This is a genomic window from Agrobacterium tumefaciens str. B6, from assembly GCF_001541315.1.
Taxonomy (GTDB): Bacteria; Pseudomonadota; Alphaproteobacteria; order Rhizobiales; family Rhizobiaceae; genus Agrobacterium; species Agrobacterium radiobacter.
This window is the reverse complement of record NZ_LMVK01000012.1, coordinates 474,769-489,893: the sequence shown is the minus strand read 5'-3', so window position 1 is coordinate 489,893 and position 15,125 is coordinate 474,769. Positions and strand designations below refer to the sequence as shown.

Genomic DNA, 15,125 nt, shown 5'->3' with positions numbered 1-15,125 from the left:
CGTCTTGAAACAGAAAAGCCGGGCGTTGATCCCGGCAGATATATGTCGAGCCTCCCGCACTCTCGACGTGATCCTCGGGCTTGTCCCGAGGATCTGAGCACGTTTGGCCTTGTGGGTATCTAGATCCTCGGGACAGGCCGAGGATGACGAAGGAGAGCTTTGTGCCTCGATGCCTCCTACCGGCAGGAAGCAGCTTTCGCTTACTCTTCCTCGATGCCGAGCTTGGCCTTCACCAGTGCCTGCACCGCCTGCGGGTTGGCCTTGCCGCCCGTGGCCTTCATGACCTGGCCGACGAACCAGCCGGCGAGCGTCGGCTTCGCCTTGACCTTTTCAACCTGATCCGGGTTGGCGGCGATAATCTCGTCCACGGCCTTTTCGATGGCGCCGGTATCCGTCACCTGCTTCATGCCGCGCGCCTCGACGATTTCCGCCGGGTTGCCGCCCTCGTTCCAGACGATTTCGAACAGGTCCTTGGCGATCTTGCCGGAAATGGTCTCAGACTTGATGAGATCGATGATGCCGCCGAGCTGTTCCGGCGAAACCGGCGTCGTCTCGATATCCTTGCCGAACTTATTGAGGGCGCCGAGCAGGTCGTTGATGACCCAGTTGGCGGCAGCCTTCGCATCGCGGCCGGCGGCGACGGCCTCGTAATAATCGGCGATCGCCTTCTCCGAAACGAGGATCGAGGCGTCATAGACCGACAGGCCAAGATCGGCCACGAAGCGCGCCTTCTTGTCGTCGGGAAGCTCCGGCAGATCGACCTTCAGCGCCTCGACGAAAGCATCGTCGAATTCCAGCGGCAGCAGGTCCGGATCGGGGAAATAGCGGTAATCATGCGCGTCTTCCTTGGAGCGCATCGAACGTGTCTCGCCCTTGCCTGGATCGAACAGGCGGGTTTCCTGATCGATGGAGCCGCCGTCTTCCAGAATGGCGACCTGGCGACGCGCCTCATATTCGATGGCCTGACCAACGAAACGGATGGAGTTGACGTTCTTGATTTCGCAGCGCGTGCCGAAACCTTCGCCGGGGCGACGCACGGAAACGTTGACGTCGGCGCGCATCGAGCCTTCATCCATGTTGCCGTCGCAGGTGCCGAGATAACGCACGATCGAGCGCAGCTTGGTCAGATAGGCCTTGGCCTCATCCGACGAGCGCATGTCCGGCTTGGAAACGATTTCCATCAGCGCCACGCCCGAACGGTTCAGGTCCACGAAGGACATGGTCGGATGCTGGTCGTGCATGGACTTGCCGGCGTCCTGCTCCAGATGCAGACGCTCGATGCCGATCTCGATATCCTCGAAATTGCCCTGACGGTCCGGACCGAGCGAAATGGTGATAGTGCCCTCACCGATGATCGGATCTTTGAACTGCGAAATCTGGTAGCCCTGCGGCAGGTCCGGATAGAAGTAGTTCTTACGGTCGAAGATCGAACGGTTGTTGATCTTCGCCTTCAGGCCGAAACCGGTACGCACCGCCTGCTTGACGCATTCCTCGTTGATGACGGGCAACATGCCGGGCATGGCGGCATCCACCAGCGACACGTTGGAGTTTGGCGCATTGCCGAAGGTGGTCGATGCACCGGAAAACAGCTTGGAATTGGAGAGAACCTGCGCATGCACCTCCATGCCGATCACGATTTCCCAATCGCCGGTGGCGCCGGGAATGAAGCGTTTCGGGTCGGGGGTGCGCACGTCTACAAGGGTCATCTGAAGCTCACGATATACGGGTTCTTTGGCCTTGGTGGGTAGAACAAATGGAGCGCGGGCGCAAGACATCTTGCACCCTGTCACGCCAGGCCCGGGATTTTAGCCCATACCGGATACGCGTTTTTTACGCTTCCCGGTTTCAATTCACGCCATGGTGACGATCGCTCTCTGCTTCACGGCCTATATCGCCTTCAATCTTTTCGTCTTTCTTGTCTATTGGTGGGACAAGCAAGCGGCGAGGAATGGCGAATGGCGTATCCGGGAAAGCACGCTGTTATCGCTTGCGCTCATTGGCGGCAGCTTGGGTGCGATCTCGGCACAACGCCTGCTGCGGCATAAAACACGTAAGGAACCCTTCCGCAGCATCCTGATATCAATCGTGATATTGCAGGTGGGCCTTATCGCATCGCTTGCCATCATGCCAGACTGGCCGATGCGGCTGGTGGATGCTCTGCAAACTCTCTCTCAGAAAGCCGGCCCATAAAGACCACTCTCAACCTCCGCCAATTGCTTCTGCAGGCCTACCGACTGCACTTCGCGATCGAGCTTTGGCGCATAGGAAACGGAGAGCCAGCGGACGCTATAGCCATGGTGGCGGAAAAAGGCGACGGCCGGTTCGTTCTGGGCGTGGGTTTCAAGCCGGATGGTCTCGAACCCCCTGTCCTCTATCAGCCTTTCCACATCACCCAGCAGACGACTGCCGACCCGCCGGCGCTGAAAATCCGGATCGATCCAGAAATCGGAAATCGTCTCGTCAAAATGTTCGCGCGCCGCCCAGCCCGCAACCGAGCCACCGAATTCCGCCACCCTGATTGCCAGCCATGACGAGCGGGTAAAATTGGAAAAGGCGCTGGCCGCATTGTCGTAAAGGGTCGGGGTGATGCCGAGAGCTGCGGTTGCCTGTCGCCATGCCCTGAGGCCGATGGCCGCCAGAACCTCCGCTTCCTGCTCATGCGCATTGCGAATGACGATCAAGCCGCACCCTCCATGGCCGTTGAAATTAAACCATTGCCAGCGCGATTCGACCAGCATGGTTTTCTCACGCCTGGCGGGACTTGACCGCGCCGGGTTCGCCCGCTACCCAAAAGGAGCAAGAACGGAGTTTTTATGTTCGCTCAATCGGAGTCCCGGTAAAGGCCCTGCCCGCAAGTTTATTGCGCGCCGGGCCATGCTGAAACCGAGCCGGATGCCTTAATGGCACCCGGATTTGTTTTCACGCGTCTATATGACGCCGACCGGACTTCCAAAAATGGACATTTCCCGCGCCGAACAGCGCATTCTTCACCTGCTCGCCCAGGGCGGCAGAATTGAACTCGTTCGAGATGACGCCCACAAAATCGAAAAACTCGCGCTTTATACGCGTGATGGCTGGATTTTCAGCGGCCTCAATCTCCTCACCTTCCGCAAGCTGAAACGGAAGAGAGCCATCGCCTCCTCGGGCGGCAAGCCCTACCTCATCACCACGCGCGGGCTGGAACTCGTGCGGGGTGAGCTGGACAACAGATAAATCGACCGGGCGGCGGCAGCGCTGTCGCCCGGCATTTCGCCGAGAATCAGCTGCGGCCGTAAAAGCGGGTTATGGCGAGAGCCTGCGCTCGAGCTTCACCTTTTCAAGCTCGACTTTCATGATGTCGGACCATTCCATGCCGCGCCAGACGATCTCAAATCCGCAACGCTCGTAAAGACCGATAGCGGCGCGATTTCTGGCATGGGTGTCGATGGTGGCTAGCGGCAGGCCTTGCGCGCGCATCCTGTCTAGAAAATGAAGGATCAGGGCTTTGCCGATCCCCTTGCCCTGCCAGTTCGGGTCCACCCAGAGATCGGAAATGTGATGCGGCGCCACATCGCATGCGCCCCAGCCGGCAATCACGCCTTCCATCTCAGCGACGACGACGTCACCAGTCGGAGACTTGGCGAAACTCTCGAATTCGCTACTCACCCGCTCGATGACATCAGGATCGAGATAGCTGTCGTCGAAGGCCTCGCCGGAACGCCAGGCGGCAAAACCGACAAAGCCGACCGCATGGCGATCGGCTTCGTTCATCTGTCTAAGCTTGAGGCCGCTTACCACCACTTGGCGGGGGTAAACTTGCCGGCGGCCTGCTCGATGGCGTGCGCCGTCTTGAACAACGTTTCTTCCTCGAATGGCTTGCCGATGAGCTGCAGGCCAAGCGGCAGGCCCTTGCCGTCAAGGCCGGCCGGAACCGAAAGGCCGGGAAGGCCGGCCATGTTGACGGTGATGGTGAAAACGTCCTGCAGATACATCTTCACCGGATCGGAGGCGAGTTCCTCGTCGCCGACTGCGAAGGCGGAGGACGGGGTGATCGGCGCCAGAATGGCGTCGACGCCTTCGTGGAAGACGTTTTCGAAGTCACGCTTGATCAGCGTGCGAACCTTCTGCGCCTTCAGGTAATAGGCGTCGTAATAACCGGCCGACAGCACATAGGTGCCGACCATGATGCGGCGCTGCACTTCCTTGCCGAAACCGGCGGCGCGGCTCTTTTCGTACATGTCGGCAATGTCCTTGCCGTCGACGCGCAGGCCGTAACGCACGCCGTCATAACGGGCGAGGTTGGAAGAGGCTTCCGCCGGTGCGACGATGTAATAGGCAGGCAGCGCGTATTTGGTATGCGGTAGCGAGATATCGACAACCTCGGCGCCGGCATCGCGCAGCCATTCCACGCCCTTGGCCCAGAGCTTTTCGATTTCTTCCGGCATGCCGTCAACGCGGTATTCCCTGGGGATACCGATCTTCAGGCCCTTCAGCGACTGGCCGATGGCCTTTTCGTAATCCGGCACCGGCAGGTCGACCGAGGTCGTATCCTTGGCGTCAACGCTTGCCATGGTCTTCAACAGGATAGCGGCGTCGCGCACGTCACGGGCGATCGGGCCGGCCTGATCGAGCGAGGAGGCATAGGCAACGATGCCGAAGCGTGAGCAACGGCCATAGGTGGGCTTGATGCCAACGGTGCCGGTAAAGGCTGCCGGCTGGCGAATGGAGCCGCCCGTGTCGGTTGCGGTGGCGCCGGCGCAGAGATGCGCGGCCACGGCAGCGGCCGAACCGCCGGAGGAACCGCCGGGCACGAGCTTCTGCTCGGAACCATTGGCGCGCCAGGGATTGATGGCCGGACCGTACCAGGAGCTTTCGTTGGACGAGCCCATGGCGAATTCGTCCATGTTGAGCTTGCCGAGCATGACGGCGCCCTGATCCCAGAGATTCTGGGTAACGGTGGATTCATATTTCGGCTTGAAGCCATCGAGAACATGCGAACACGCCTGCGTGTGGATGTCACGGGTGGCGAAAAGGTCCTTCACACCAAGCGGAACGCCTTCCAGCTCGCCAGCCGAACCGGACGCGATACGGCCATCGGAGGCTTTCGCCATGTCACGCGCCTTTTCAGGCGTGGTTACGACATAGGCGTTCAGCGCGCCGTTCGCCGCGTCGATGGCGGAGAGATAGGCGTCGGTCAGCTCAAGGGCGGAAAACTCTTTCGCCTTCAGCTTTTCGCGGGCTTCGGCAATGGTCAGGCTCGTCAGGTCGGTCATGGTCGGCAACGGCTTTCGAAATCTTGGAAAAATCGGGCGGCAAACGGCGGTCGGATTATTCGACCACTTTCGGGACCATGAAGAAGTCCCGGTCGGTCGCGGGCGCATTGGCGACAATGTCTTCCGCCTTGTTGCCGTCGGTCACCACGTCGGCACGTTTTTTCATCTCCACCGGGGTGACTGATGTCATCGGCTCGACGCCGTCGACATTCACTTCCGAAAGCTGCTCCACGAAACCGAGTATGCCGTTCAGCTGGCCGAGCATATTCTGTGCTTCTTCTTCGCTGACGGCGATACGGGCAAGGCGCGCAACGCGCTTTACGGTGGCGAGATCGACGGACATGGTTCTACTCCGGTAGGAATTTTCCTACCCGCTATAATCACCATGTCCGCCATTCGCAACGGTAGAAAGCATGTCGCGTCAAAGTGTGAGGTGCTTTTGCGGTCACGACATGCCTGAGCAAAACGTCAGAAGGACAGCGTATCGCCCGCCTTAGGCGTGTGGACACGGGCTTCCGACCCCTCCATGCCGGTCACGAACTTCTCCGGCGTCTGGTCGATGATCGGGAAGGAACCATAGTGGCAGGGAATGACATTCTCGAACTTGAAGAAGCGCTGGCAGGCAAGCGCCGCGACGGCTCCGCCCATGGTGAAGCGGTCACCAATCGGCACGAGGCCGATATCCGGCTGGTGCAGTTCATTGATCAGCTTCATGTCGGAAAAGATGTCGGTATCGCCCATGTGATAAACGGCCGGACCGTCTTCGAAATGCAGCATCAGGCCATTGGCACTGCCGAGCGAATGGGAGACGCCATCCTCGGTGATCTGGGCGGAGGAATGCAGTGCATTGGTGAAGGTGACGGAAAAACCGTCAAAATGCACCGTGCCGCCGGTATTACCCATATCGACCTTCGCGACACCCTTGGCGGAAAGCCATGCGGCAAGATCGGCATTGGCCAGTACGGTTGCACCCGTCTCGCGCGCAAGCTGAACGGTATCGCCGACATGGTCGCCATGGCCGTGGGTCAGGAGAATATGAGTGATGCCTTCGGCCGCCGACTTCCCATCCTGTCCGGCAAAACCGGGGTTGCCGGTGAAGAACGGATCGATGAGGATCTTCGCGCTACCGTTTTCGAGGCGGAAGGCGGAATGGCCGAGCCAGGTGATTTTCATGGGAAGTTCTCCTTTGTATTACCGGTATATTATGACATAGGACGGCCTGAACAACCGCACTACCAATATTTAAGAGAGGCGACCATGGCCGCAAATGATGACGAGTACGTGTATGACGAGGCGACCGGTGAATGGCGACCGGCCTCCGAACTGGCTGCAGAAGCGGCGCGTGCGAATGAAGTACGCGATGCGGCGGGCAATGTGCTTGAAGATGGCGATTCCGTCACCCTGATCAAGGATTTGAAGGTCAAGGGCACCAACACGGTCATCAAGCAGGGCACCGTAATCAAGTCGATCCGCCTGACAGACAATCCGGAAGAGATCGATTGCAGGCATGATGCGGTCAAGGGTCTGGTGCTACGCACTGAATTCGTCCGCAAACGGTAAGGACAGCGCGCGACATGGCAATACTCACCATCGAGGAACTGGCGCAGACGCTTCAGCCCGCGCAGGCAATTGCCGGCCTCGACCTCGGCACAAAGACCATCGGGCTTGCCATGTCAGACCTGTCGCGGCGCTTTGCAACGCCGCGTCCGGTCATCAAACGGGTGAAATTCACGCAGGATGCGGAAGTGCTGCTGGCCTTCGCCGAAAAGGAAAAAGTTTCCGCCTTCATCATCGGCCTGCCCATGAACATGGATGGTTCGGCCGGTCCCCGCGTGCAGGCAACGCGCGCCTTCGTGCGCACCATGGGTGAAAAAACCGCCCTGCCCTTCATCTTCTGGGATGAGCGGCTTTCAACAGTCGCGGCCGAGCGCGCATTGCTGGAAATGGACGTCTCACGCGCCAAACGGGCCGAACGTATCGATTCGGCCGCCGCGAGCTTCATTCTTCAGGGCGCGCTGGACAGGCTTTCCGCACTCACCCGCGCGGCCGACTGACGGCCCTGCCACCAGGCGGCAATCTGCTTTCTCTTGCGGAATGCGAGAATCGCAAAAACGATCAGACTGTCTAGCGCGATGGCGCGCGCCACCAGCGGCGGCAGGCTTTCCGGCGGCAGGCCGAGAATATTGCCGTATATCTCGAACACCAGATCATGGGTCTGCCGCGTCAGCATGTAGAAGCCGAAGCTCATGTCGTAATAGGAAAGCCAGTACCAGCTGCCCAGCAATGCGACGGGACCGGCCCAGAGTATCAGAAACCACTTCATGCCACCTGCCCCCGCGCCAACACCGCATCGGGAAAGCCGGCAAGCACCGCCCAGCGCGCCACGGCCATCAGGCAGAGGTTCAGCGCCGGCACGTCGATATCCAACGGCAGCATCACAAAAAACGTCATCATGACGCCTAAAGCTGTCCAGCGGCTCACTTGCGGCTCCCTTATGCGCAGTCATTGCGCATGGTTAACATTTCATTAATCCACACTGGACCGGCAGCCCGGGCGAGGCAAATGAAAGCTGTCATTATGGTTAATGACGGGCGGCCGGCATGTGGAAAAGCATGTGATCCCGTGAACGACCGGATGCGCCGGGCGGTTGCCGACCGGGTGAAAACATGGCTGATTTTTCTTTAACGCGCTGGTCCTGAACGTGACCGCCCTACACCTGCTGAAGCCGGTTCAGCCGTAAACGCCACGCACCAGTCTTTTGACGGCAGTGGAGATCTTGTCCCAGTCCCGGTCCGATTTGAGCGGCACGCCGGCAAACTGGCCGCTGGTGGCAGCGGAGATGACGAGGTGCTGGATGGCGGCGAACAGCACGGCATTGACCGCCGCTGTATCCACGCCCTTCGGCGCCGCCAGCGAACCACGCATGCGCTCCAGCCACTTGCCCAGCGACTTGGCGCGGGCTTCGGCCAGCTGACGCACCTGCGGTGAACCGTCAGAGACTTCCCAGGCGATGATCTTGCAGACGAGAGGATCGCTGCGCAGCGCATCCATGAAATAAAGCGCCAGCTTTTCCATGAGATCGCCATAGGTCAAAAGAAACATGCCGCCGGTGTCCTCGGGAATGCGATCCTTCACCCAGGAGCCGAGATCCTCGCCGATCGCCTCGATCAAGCCATCGAGGCCGCCGAAATAACGGTAGATCAGCTGCTTGTCGCAGCCGGCGCGGCGGGCGACGGCGTTGATGCCGAAACCCTGAAATCCCTCTTCGGCGAGCAGCGATCGCGCCGCGTTAAAAATCGCCTTCTCGGTCTGAGCGCGATCCTTGATGCGCTTTTCCGGTCTGTCGGCTGAAATCGCCTCTGCGGTCGCCAGCATGATTCCCTACCCGTTTTCTGAAAGGCCTTCTCAACGGGTTAACAAAGCATGAAGGGAAGAACAATGTGGCGGGGCGGATGGACGGAAGGTTCCTGTGGATGAAGGGTAGCCGACGTGAACAATCCCGAACCCATGCTCCGCGGAATCAGCCGGTTTATTCCAGCGCCATGCCGAACCACACGCTGCCGGGCGTTTCGTGGCTTTCGAGGCGTTTGAAGCCGCGGGTTTCCCAGAAGCGCATGCCCGCATGGTTGCGTTCGCTGGCGCCGAGGTGGATGCCGTAGACATTGTTCTGTCTTGCCATATCGAGCCAGCGCGACAGAAGCCGGGTGCCGCCGCCCTTGCCCTGCGTGCGCGGCAGCAGGTTCATGTGAATATGGGCCGGAAACGGATCGGTGAGCCAGGTGGGCGTGCGGCGCGGATGGTGGATGAACTGGGCCCGGCGCTGATCGGCGTCCCATGTCTGCTGGTCGCCGCCGGGATCGGGGTAAAGAGTGCGCAGATGCGGCCACCATTCCCGCTCCAGTCGCTCTTCGTGCACCGCCGTATCGAGCGCGCCGACGATATAACCGCACACACCCTCCTCATCCTCAGCCACAAAAACGGCATCGGGCCAGAGATGCAGATAGGGCACGGAATAGATGTGCCCGACCATGCGGCCATCATTGTAAAGCGGGGTAGCATCCTGCCCGGCATCGCCGGTGGCAAGGCTTATGGCGTAGAGCGCGTCTTCATCCTCAGCGCGGGCGGAACGGAAGGTCAGCATTGGCAGCCGCCTTCCCTTGCCGCGCATTGATGCGCGAAGCTGTCGTGACAGATAAGAACAAGCCTTACGCCATTGCTGTTTGTCAAACCCGAGCCCCCTCCCGCCAGGACTGCAAAACCTTCATCCGCATGCATCGGTCAAGATGCAGGCGGATAAAGAAGATCGATTATATAATTCGGATCGAAGCGGGAATCGAGCATGCCGTAAGTATGCCGCCAGCCGCCCGCCAGACGGGTTTCGAGGAAGGCATCGGCGATCTTGCCGGCGCCAAGGCGGCAAAGCTCGGCGGCAGCGGCCGCGAGTGCAAACTGCTCCACCAATAGACGGGCCGCCCCCTCGTCACGTTCGGCAAGGGCGATCGCGGCGCGCAGCACGTCGGTGGTCTTCTTGCCGGCAGGTCCGAGATCACGCTCCAGCGTCTGGAAGACGAGATCGAACAGGTCCTTGCCGCGCTGGAGAACCCGCAGCACATCCAGCGCCATGACGTTGCCGGAGCCTTCCCAGATGGCGTTGACGGGCGCTTCGCGATAGTGGCGGGCAATCGGCCGCTCTTCAACGTAACCATTGCCGCCAAGGCACTCCATGGCCTCGTAGATGAGGGCCGGCGCGATCTTGCAGCACCAGTATTTCACGATGGGCGTCATCACCCGCGCATAGGCGGCTTCGGCCGGATTGTTGCGGGCGGCATCAAACGCCGTCGCCAGCCGGAAGGAGAGCGCAGTGGAGGCCGCCACATCCAGCGCCATGTCGGCGAGAACGCGCGTCATGATCGGCTGGGTAACCAGCATCTTGCCAAAAACCGAACGACCGCGGGCGTAATGCACCGCTTCGGCAAGCGAGGCGCGCATCATGCCTGATGATGCCAGCGCGCAGTCCAGCCGCGTCAGCGTCACCATGTCGAGGATCGTGCGGATGCCGCTGCCGGGATCGCCCAGCAGATAACCGAACGCATCGGTGAATTCGACTTCGGCTGATGCATTGGAGCGGTTGCCGAGCTTGTCCTTCAGGCGCTGGAAGTGCAGGCCGTTCTTCGAACCATCCTCCAGATAACGCGGCACAAGGAAGCAGCCCATGCCGTCGCCCATCTGGGCGAGCATGACGAAACCATCGCTCATCGGCGCGGAAAGGAACCATTTGTGGCCGGACAGGCGATAGATGCCCTCACCCACCCGCTCCGCTGTGGTGCGATTGGCGCGCACATCCGTGCCGCCCTGCTTTTCCGTCATGCCCATGCCGATGGTGACGGCGGTTTTCTGCAGGCCCGGTTTCTGCGAGGAATCATATTTGCGCGACAGGATCTTCGGCGCCCATTCCTTCTGCACGCGCGGCGAGGCCATGATGGCGGCAACGGAGGCGCTGGTCATGGTGAGCGGGCAGAGATGGCCGGCCTCGAGCTGCGAGGTCAGGTAGAATTTCGTGGCGCGCGCCTTGTGTTCATTGCCGCGCGTATCGGGAGAGTTCTCCCAGACGCTGGAATGCAGGCCCGATGACATGGAACGACGCATCAGCGCGTGCCAGGCGGGATGGAACTCCACCTGATCCAGACGTTCGCCGCGCGGGCCGTGGGTGTGCAGCTGCGGCACGCCCTGATTGGCCATGCGCGCCAGCTCCTGCGCCTCATGCGAAGTGACGTAGCGGCCGAGCTGGTCGAACTCGTCCCTCAGATTGCGCGACAGGCCGGACGTGAGATCGACGATCAGCGGATCGGAACGATAGGCGTTGATACCGGACCAGAGGCTTGGCTGGTTCAGTTCGGCGAGCGTTTCTTCTGTCCGGGAATTCTGGGTCATCCGCTGCTTCTAGCTGTTTTGTACTGGCGTTGCATAGTGGGGTGATATTGCATAATTCCACCCGCAGGAAGCGATTGAGACGATTAAACCGCCGCTTTCAGCATTTTTCGGGAGTGCCCCTGATTTAGGTATCCGGCCTAGAGAATGCCAAACACGTTTCCGGCAAGACCGAGCGACAGCACCAGAAGGAAGCCCGAGGCGGTGCCGCGCACGAGCCTCGGCGAAGACTGGCCCGCATGGCGGATGAGAAGCGCCCCTGCAAACAGCCACACAAGCGCCGCGAAAGCCACGAGAGCAGAAAACAGCAGTATATATGGCCATATCTGGGTCAGCGGCGCCTGTGGCAACAAGACAAGGCCGACGATCAGCCCCTTCGGGTTGAGACAGGTGGTGACGAAAACCCGACGAGGAGTGATCGCCTCACCGATTGGCGCCGAAGACGGCAGGGTCCACAGCCGAACGGCCAGAAATGCGACCCAGATGGCGGCACAGAGCTTGATGGCCTGCGCAAGGCCCGTATGCATCTTCAGAAAATCGGAAAACAGCACAGCAAGCGCAAGAATGACCAGCAGATAGCCGGCGATTTCACCGATCATCAAAGGCAGCGACGTTCGGACACCACGACCGGCACCGGAAAGCGCCAGAAGCGTGTTCATCGGGCCAGGCGTCAAAAGCAGGGCCAGTACGGCCAGGGCGAAAACAGAATAGGAATGCATTGCGATAATTCCAGTCAACTGCGTCAAAGGCCGGATCTGGCCCGAGAATTCCACCCGAAACTGCCCAATGCCGCAGGGCGGCGCCTTGATATAAAGCAAGCGGCGAAACATTCCCAACCCGGACCAAATGTCGGGTTCCGCACGGTCAATCCGCTCCGCTTGCGGCAGGCATCCGATCCCGTTCGAAGCACCATCGTCAGAGATTCTGCATAGGCCGCCGCCTGATATGGAACTTGCGACGGGCTTTTTCGGTTGGCGACTTGCTGAACGGCTGCACAGGGGGAGGAAACCATGGAGACCAGCGTGAGAAAGCTCTTCGAGCGGTATGAGCGATTTTTCAACAAGTCTCTCAAAGGCGACATGGATATGGATGAGGTCGCCTCCCTCTATGCCTCCGACTTCATCGCCGCATCCCCAGCCGGGGTGATGACCGGAAAGAACGATGATCACTTAAAGCAGGTCATGAAGAAGGGTTATGACCGCTATCGAGCGATCGGAACGAAGGAGATGCGGATCCGCAATATCCGTATCTCGCCGATCGATGAACATCATTGCGTCGCCCACGTTGCCTGGACAGCGAACTTTACCCGCAAGCAACAATCGGATGTCGCAATCAACTTCGACGTTCACTATTTCGTCCAGAGGCTGGAAGGAGCGCCGAGAGTTTTCGGCTGGGCGTCAGGCGACGAGCAGGCGCTTTTGAAGGAGCATGGCGTCATCTGATGCATGCTCGGACCATCGTCAGGCCACTTGTCCGCTAGGGTTGGGGAAACATCGCCATGTTTTCATTTCAGGGGTTGCGGGCGCTTGCCCCGCGACCGTGCAATCTCTATAGAGCGCAGGACCGAATTCCGCGGCACTCCTGAGGCGTGTTCACAGCGAATGGGAGCGCACGGATCAGCATTCGGGCGTTCCGGGCATTTTCACGGGAAAATGCGGCGCCCGTCAGGAGGCAAACCGCATGGTCTTCTTCCCCCATCGCCATCTCCTCGGCATCAAGGGGCTTTCCCATCAGGATATCACCCTGCTTCTCGACAAGGCCGATGAGGCGGTGAAAATCAGCCGCCAGCGCGAGAAAAAGACCTCGACGCTCCGGGGCCTCACCCAGATCAACCTGTTCTTCGAAGCCTCGACGCGCACGCAATCCTCCTTCGAGCTTGCCGGAAAGCGCCTCGGCGCAGACGTGATGAACATGTCGGTCGGCAATTCCTCGGTGAAGAAGGGCGAAACGCTGATCGACACGGCGATGACGCTGAACGCCATGCGCCCGGATGTGCTGGTCGTGCGCCACTCCTCCGCCGGCGCCGCCGCTCTTCTCGCACAGAAGGTCGCCTGCTCCGTGGTCAATGCCGGCGACGGCCAGCATGAGCACCCGACACAGGCCCTGCTCGATGCGCTGACCATCCGTCGCGCCAAGGGCGAGCTTTCGGGTATCACGGTGGCGATCTGCGGCGACGTGCTGCATTCGCGCGTGGCTCGCTCCAACATCATCCTGCTCAACCAGATGGGCGCGCGCGTGCGCGTCGTCGCCCCTGCCACGCTTCTACCATCAGGCATTCGCGACATGAGCGTGGAAGTCTTCCACGACATGAAGGAAGGGCTGAAGAATGCCGACGTGGTGATGATGCTGCGGCTGCAGCGCGAACGCATGTCCGGTTCCTTCGTGCCTTCGGTGCGCGAGTATTTCCATTACTACGGTCTCGATGCCGAGAAGCTGAAAGCGGCGAAAGAGGATGCGCTGGTCATGCATCCCGGCCCGATGAACCGCGGCGTGGAAATCGCCTCAGAAGTGGCCGACGGTCCGCAGAGCGTCATCGAAAGCCAGGTGGAAATGGGGGTTGCCGTGCGCATGGCCGTCATGGAAACCCTGCTTGTCTCGCAAAATCAGGGTGAGCGCGTATGAGTGCCGTTACCGTTCTCAACAATCTCCGCATCGTCGATCCTTCCCGTAATCTCGACGAGACCGGCAGCATCGTCATCGGTTCCGATGGCGCTATTCTCGCAGCCGGCAAGGATGCGCATAATCAGGGCGCACCTGAGGGTGCGACGGTGCGCGACTGCAAGGGGCTGCTGGCCGTTCCCGGCCTGGTGGACGCCCGCGTCTTCGTCGGAGAACCCGGCGCCGAACACCGCGAAACCATCGAATCCGCCTCGCGTGCGGCAGCGGCCGGCGGCGTCACCAGCATCATCATGATGCCCGACACCGATCCAGTCATCGACGATATCGCGCTGGTCGAATATGTGAAAAAGACGGCGCGCGACAAGGCGCTCGTCAACGTCCATCCCGCAGCAGCCCTGACCAAGGGTCTGAACGGCGAAGAAATGACCGAGATCGGCATGTTGAAGGAAGCCGGTGCAGTTGCCTTCACCAACGGCCGCAGGGCGCTTTCCGACACGCTGGTGCTGCGCCGCGCCATGACCTATGCGCGCGAACTGGGCGCTGTCATCGCGCTTGAAACCCGCGACAAATATATCGGCGGCGGCGATATGAATGAAGGGCTTTTCGCAAGCTGGCTCGGTCTGTCGGGCATTCCGAAGGAAGCCGAGATCATTCCGCTGGAGCGCGACCTGCGCATTGCCGGGCTGACGCAGGCGATCTACCATGCCGCCAAGATTTCCGTTCCGGAATCGGCAGAAGCGATCCGCGTTGCGCGGCAGCGGGGCGTAAAGGCTACCTGCGGCATCTCGATCAATCACCTCACCCTCAATGAGAACGATATCGGCGAGTACCGGACCTTCTTCAAACTCTCGCCACCGCTGCGCGCCGAAGACGACCGCAAAGCCATGGTGGAAGCGCTGAAGGACGGCACGATCGATATCATCGTCTCCTCGCACGACCCGCAGGATGTCGATACCAAACGCCTGCCGTTTTCGGATGCGGCGAGCGGCGCGATCGGGCTTGAAACCCTGCTAGCGGCGGCGCTGCGCCTGCATCACAGCGGCGAGGTTCCGCTGATACGGTTGATCGATGCGCTCTCCACCCGCCCGGCCAAAATTTTCGGACTGGATGCGGGAACGCTGAAGGCTGGCGCGAAGGCCGATATCACGCTGATCGACCTCGACGAACCGTGGCTTGTGGCCAAGGAACAGCTGGTCTCGAAATCCAAGAACACGCCGTTCGAGGATGCCCGTTTCAGCGGCCGCGCGGTCGCCACTTATGTGGCTGGCAAAGCCGTTCATTCCTTGGCATAAGATCACCAACAGAGATCACGCGGCCGGCGCGACA

At 60.3% G+C, this 15,125-nt stretch carries 19 protein-coding genes; 7 read left to right on the top strand and 12 right to left on the bottom strand.

The window, feature by feature from the left end; translation table 11 throughout:
• Positions 1 to 200 precede the first annotated feature (200 nt).
• A complete protein-coding gene (gene gatB, locus ASB65_RS12545) occupies positions 201 to 1,706 on the bottom strand; it encodes an Asp-tRNA(Asn)/Glu-tRNA(Gln) amidotransferase subunit GatB (protein ID WP_060724117.1) in 1,506 nt (501 codons plus the stop codon).
• 151 nt (positions 1,707 to 1,857) lie between these two features.
• Here gatB and ASB65_RS12540 point away from each other — a divergent pair, with 151 nt between their 5' ends.
• Positions 1,858 to 2,190, top strand: a complete 333-nt coding sequence (locus tag ASB65_RS12540; protein ID WP_060724116.1) for a DUF1294 domain-containing protein — start codon at positions 1,858 to 1,860, stop codon at positions 2,188 to 2,190.
• Here the strand turns inward: ASB65_RS12540 and ASB65_RS12535 are convergent.
• The gene (locus ASB65_RS12535; RefSeq protein WP_020012369.1) at positions 2,172 to 2,681 is read right to left on the bottom strand and encodes a GNAT family N-acetyltransferase; all 510 of its coding nucleotides are present in this window, start codon (positions 2,679 to 2,681) and stop codon (positions 2,172 to 2,174) included. The genes ASB65_RS12540 and ASB65_RS12535 overlap by 19 nt on opposite strands.
• A gap of 274 nt (positions 2,682 to 2,955) precedes the next feature.
• Here ASB65_RS12535 and ASB65_RS12530 point away from each other — a divergent pair, with 274 nt between their 5' ends.
• The gene (locus ASB65_RS12530) at positions 2,956 to 3,213 is read left to right on the top strand and encodes a YjhX family toxin (RefSeq protein ID WP_003502469.1); all 258 of its coding nucleotides are present in this window, start codon (positions 2,956 to 2,958) and stop codon (positions 3,211 to 3,213) included.
• 69 nt (positions 3,214 to 3,282) lie between these two features.
• On the opposite strand, the gene ASB65_RS12525 is transcribed toward ASB65_RS12530, so the two are convergent.
• The 4 genes from ASB65_RS12525 to ASB65_RS12510 all read right to left on the bottom strand — a co-directional run bounded on the left by ASB65_RS12525 (position 3,283) and on the right by ASB65_RS12510 (position 6,425).
• Positions 3,283 to 3,780 (bottom strand): GNAT family N-acetyltransferase, encoded by a 498-nt coding sequence (locus ASB65_RS12525; RefSeq protein WP_323131206.1) that lies wholly within the window; start codon positions 3,778 to 3,780, stop codon positions 3,283 to 3,285.
• Positions 3,771 to 5,252, bottom strand: coding sequence for an Asp-tRNA(Asn)/Glu-tRNA(Gln) amidotransferase subunit GatA (gene gatA, locus ASB65_RS12520; protein ID WP_003502464.1), 1,482 nt, complete (start codon positions 5,250 to 5,252; stop codon positions 3,771 to 3,773). The genes ASB65_RS12525 and gatA overlap by 10 nt, the downstream gene beginning before the upstream one ends.
• 55 nt (positions 5,253 to 5,307) lie before the next feature.
• Positions 5,308 to 5,595, bottom strand: a complete 288-nt coding sequence (gatC, locus tag ASB65_RS12515) for an Asp-tRNA(Asn)/Glu-tRNA(Gln) amidotransferase subunit GatC (RefSeq protein ID WP_003496362.1) — start codon at positions 5,593 to 5,595, stop codon at positions 5,308 to 5,310.
• Positions 5,596 to 5,720: 125 nt separating this feature from the next.
• Entirely contained in the window at positions 5,721 to 6,425 is a 705-nt protein-coding gene (locus ASB65_RS12510) for a metal-dependent hydrolase (protein ID WP_003502462.1), read from the bottom strand.
• An 84-nt stretch (positions 6,426 to 6,509) separates the two neighbouring features.
• Between ASB65_RS12510 and ASB65_RS12505 the strand changes: the two genes are divergently transcribed.
• Both ASB65_RS12505 and ruvX read left to right on the top strand, forming a co-directional pair.
• Complete coding sequence (locus tag ASB65_RS12505) at positions 6,510 to 6,812, top strand: alkylphosphonate utilization protein (RefSeq protein ID WP_003502460.1); 303 nt, start codon at positions 6,510 to 6,512, stop codon at positions 6,810 to 6,812.
• 14 nt (positions 6,813 to 6,826) lie between these two features.
• On the top strand, positions 6,827 to 7,306 hold the full coding sequence (ruvX, locus tag ASB65_RS12500) for a Holliday junction resolvase RuvX (protein ID WP_003502458.1): 480 nt from the start codon (positions 6,827 to 6,829) through the stop codon (positions 7,304 to 7,306).
• Here ruvX and ASB65_RS12495 read toward each other — a convergent pair.
• From ASB65_RS12495 to ASB65_RS12475, 6 genes are all read right to left on the bottom strand, one after another.
• Entirely contained in the window at positions 7,258 to 7,575 is a 318-nt protein-coding gene (locus tag ASB65_RS12495; RefSeq protein ID WP_003502456.1) for a DUF6105 family protein, read from the bottom strand. The two genes, ruvX and ASB65_RS12495, sit on opposite strands and share 49 nt — an antisense overlap.
• Positions 7,572 to 7,703 (bottom strand): hypothetical protein, encoded by a 132-nt coding sequence (locus ASB65_RS29100; RefSeq protein WP_272870732.1) that lies wholly within the window; start codon positions 7,701 to 7,703, stop codon positions 7,572 to 7,574. Before ASB65_RS29100 ends, ASB65_RS12495 begins: the two co-directional genes overlap by 4 nt.
• 279 nt (positions 7,704 to 7,982) lie before the next feature.
• Positions 7,983 to 8,627 (bottom strand): TetR/AcrR family transcriptional regulator, encoded by a 645-nt coding sequence (locus tag ASB65_RS12490; RefSeq protein ID WP_003502452.1) that lies wholly within the window; start codon positions 8,625 to 8,627, stop codon positions 7,983 to 7,985.
• A 154-nt stretch (positions 8,628 to 8,781) separates the two neighbouring features.
• A complete protein-coding gene (locus tag ASB65_RS12485) occupies positions 8,782 to 9,393 on the bottom strand; it encodes a GNAT family N-acetyltransferase (RefSeq protein ID WP_003502450.1) in 612 nt (203 codons plus the stop codon).
• Between the two features lie 137 nt (positions 9,394 to 9,530).
• A complete protein-coding gene (locus tag ASB65_RS12480) occupies positions 9,531 to 11,183 on the bottom strand; it encodes an acyl-CoA dehydrogenase family protein (RefSeq protein ID WP_003502448.1) in 1,653 nt (550 codons plus the stop codon).
• 137 nt (positions 11,184 to 11,320) lie between these two features.
• On the bottom strand, positions 11,321 to 11,899 hold the full coding sequence (locus tag ASB65_RS12475; protein ID WP_065694959.1) for a LysE family translocator: 579 nt from the start codon (positions 11,897 to 11,899) through the stop codon (positions 11,321 to 11,323).
• A 291-nt stretch (positions 11,900 to 12,190) separates the two neighbouring features.
• Between ASB65_RS12475 and ASB65_RS12470 the strand changes: the two genes are divergently transcribed.
• From ASB65_RS12470 to ASB65_RS12460, 3 genes are all read left to right on the top strand, one after another.
• Entirely contained in the window at positions 12,191 to 12,622 is a 432-nt protein-coding gene (locus ASB65_RS12470) for a hypothetical protein (RefSeq protein WP_060724113.1), read from the top strand.
• Between the two features lie 238 nt (positions 12,623 to 12,860).
• Positions 12,861 to 13,802, top strand: a complete 942-nt coding sequence (locus ASB65_RS12465) for an aspartate carbamoyltransferase catalytic subunit (protein WP_003502441.1) — start codon at positions 12,861 to 12,863, stop codon at positions 13,800 to 13,802.
• Complete coding sequence (locus tag ASB65_RS12460) at positions 13,799 to 15,091, top strand: dihydroorotase (RefSeq protein WP_003502440.1); 1,293 nt, start codon at positions 13,799 to 13,801, stop codon at positions 15,089 to 15,091. The genes ASB65_RS12465 and ASB65_RS12460 overlap by 4 nt, the downstream gene beginning before the upstream one ends.
• Positions 15,092 to 15,125 lie beyond the last annotated feature (34 nt).

Coding starts and splice junctions, on each gene's coding strand:
- gatB (WP_060724117.1), bottom strand. CDS start 1,706: ATGACCCTTGTAGACGTGCGCACCCCCGACCCGAAACGCTTCATTCCC.
- ASB65_RS12540 (WP_060724116.1), top strand. CDS start 1,858: ATGGTGACGATCGCTCTCTGCTTCACGGCCTATATCGCCTTCAATCTT.
- ASB65_RS12530 (WP_003502469.1), top strand. CDS start 2,956: ATGGACATTTCCCGCGCCGAACAGCGCATTCTTCACCTGCTCGCCCAG.
- gatA (WP_003502464.1), bottom strand. CDS start 5,252: ATGACCGACCTGACGAGCCTGACCATTGCCGAAGCCCGCGAAAAGCTG.
- gatC (WP_003496362.1), bottom strand. CDS start 5,595: ATGTCCGTCGATCTCGCCACCGTAAAGCGCGTTGCGCGCCTTGCCCGT.
- ASB65_RS12510 (WP_003502462.1), bottom strand. CDS start 6,425: ATGAAAATCACCTGGCTCGGCCATTCCGCCTTCCGCCTCGAAAACGGT.
- ASB65_RS12505 (WP_003502460.1), top strand. CDS start 6,510: ATGGCCGCAAATGATGACGAGTACGTGTATGACGAGGCGACCGGTGAA.
- ruvX (WP_003502458.1), top strand. CDS start 6,827: ATGGCAATACTCACCATCGAGGAACTGGCGCAGACGCTTCAGCCCGCG.
- ASB65_RS12495 (WP_003502456.1), bottom strand. CDS start 7,575: ATGAAGTGGTTTCTGATACTCTGGGCCGGTCCCGTCGCATTGCTGGGC.
- ASB65_RS29100 (WP_272870732.1), bottom strand. CDS start 7,703: ATGACGTTTTTTGTGATGCTGCCGTTGGATATCGACGTGCCGGCGCTG.
- ASB65_RS12490 (WP_003502452.1), bottom strand. CDS start 8,627: ATGCTGGCGACCGCAGAGGCGATTTCAGCCGACAGACCGGAAAAGCGC.
- ASB65_RS12485 (WP_003502450.1), bottom strand. CDS start 9,393: ATGCTGACCTTCCGTTCCGCCCGCGCTGAGGATGAAGACGCGCTCTAC.
- ASB65_RS12480 (WP_003502448.1), bottom strand. CDS start 11,183: ATGACCCAGAATTCCCGGACAGAAGAAACGCTCGCCGAACTGAACCAG.
- ASB65_RS12475 (WP_065694959.1), bottom strand. CDS start 11,899: ATGCATTCCTATTCTGTTTTCGCCCTGGCCGTACTGGCCCTGCTTTTG.
- ASB65_RS12470 (WP_060724113.1), top strand. CDS start 12,191: ATGGAGACCAGCGTGAGAAAGCTCTTCGAGCGGTATGAGCGATTTTTC.
- ASB65_RS12465 (WP_003502441.1), top strand. CDS start 12,861: ATGGTCTTCTTCCCCCATCGCCATCTCCTCGGCATCAAGGGGCTTTCC.
- ASB65_RS12460 (WP_003502440.1), top strand. CDS start 13,799: ATGAGTGCCGTTACCGTTCTCAACAATCTCCGCATCGTCGATCCTTCC.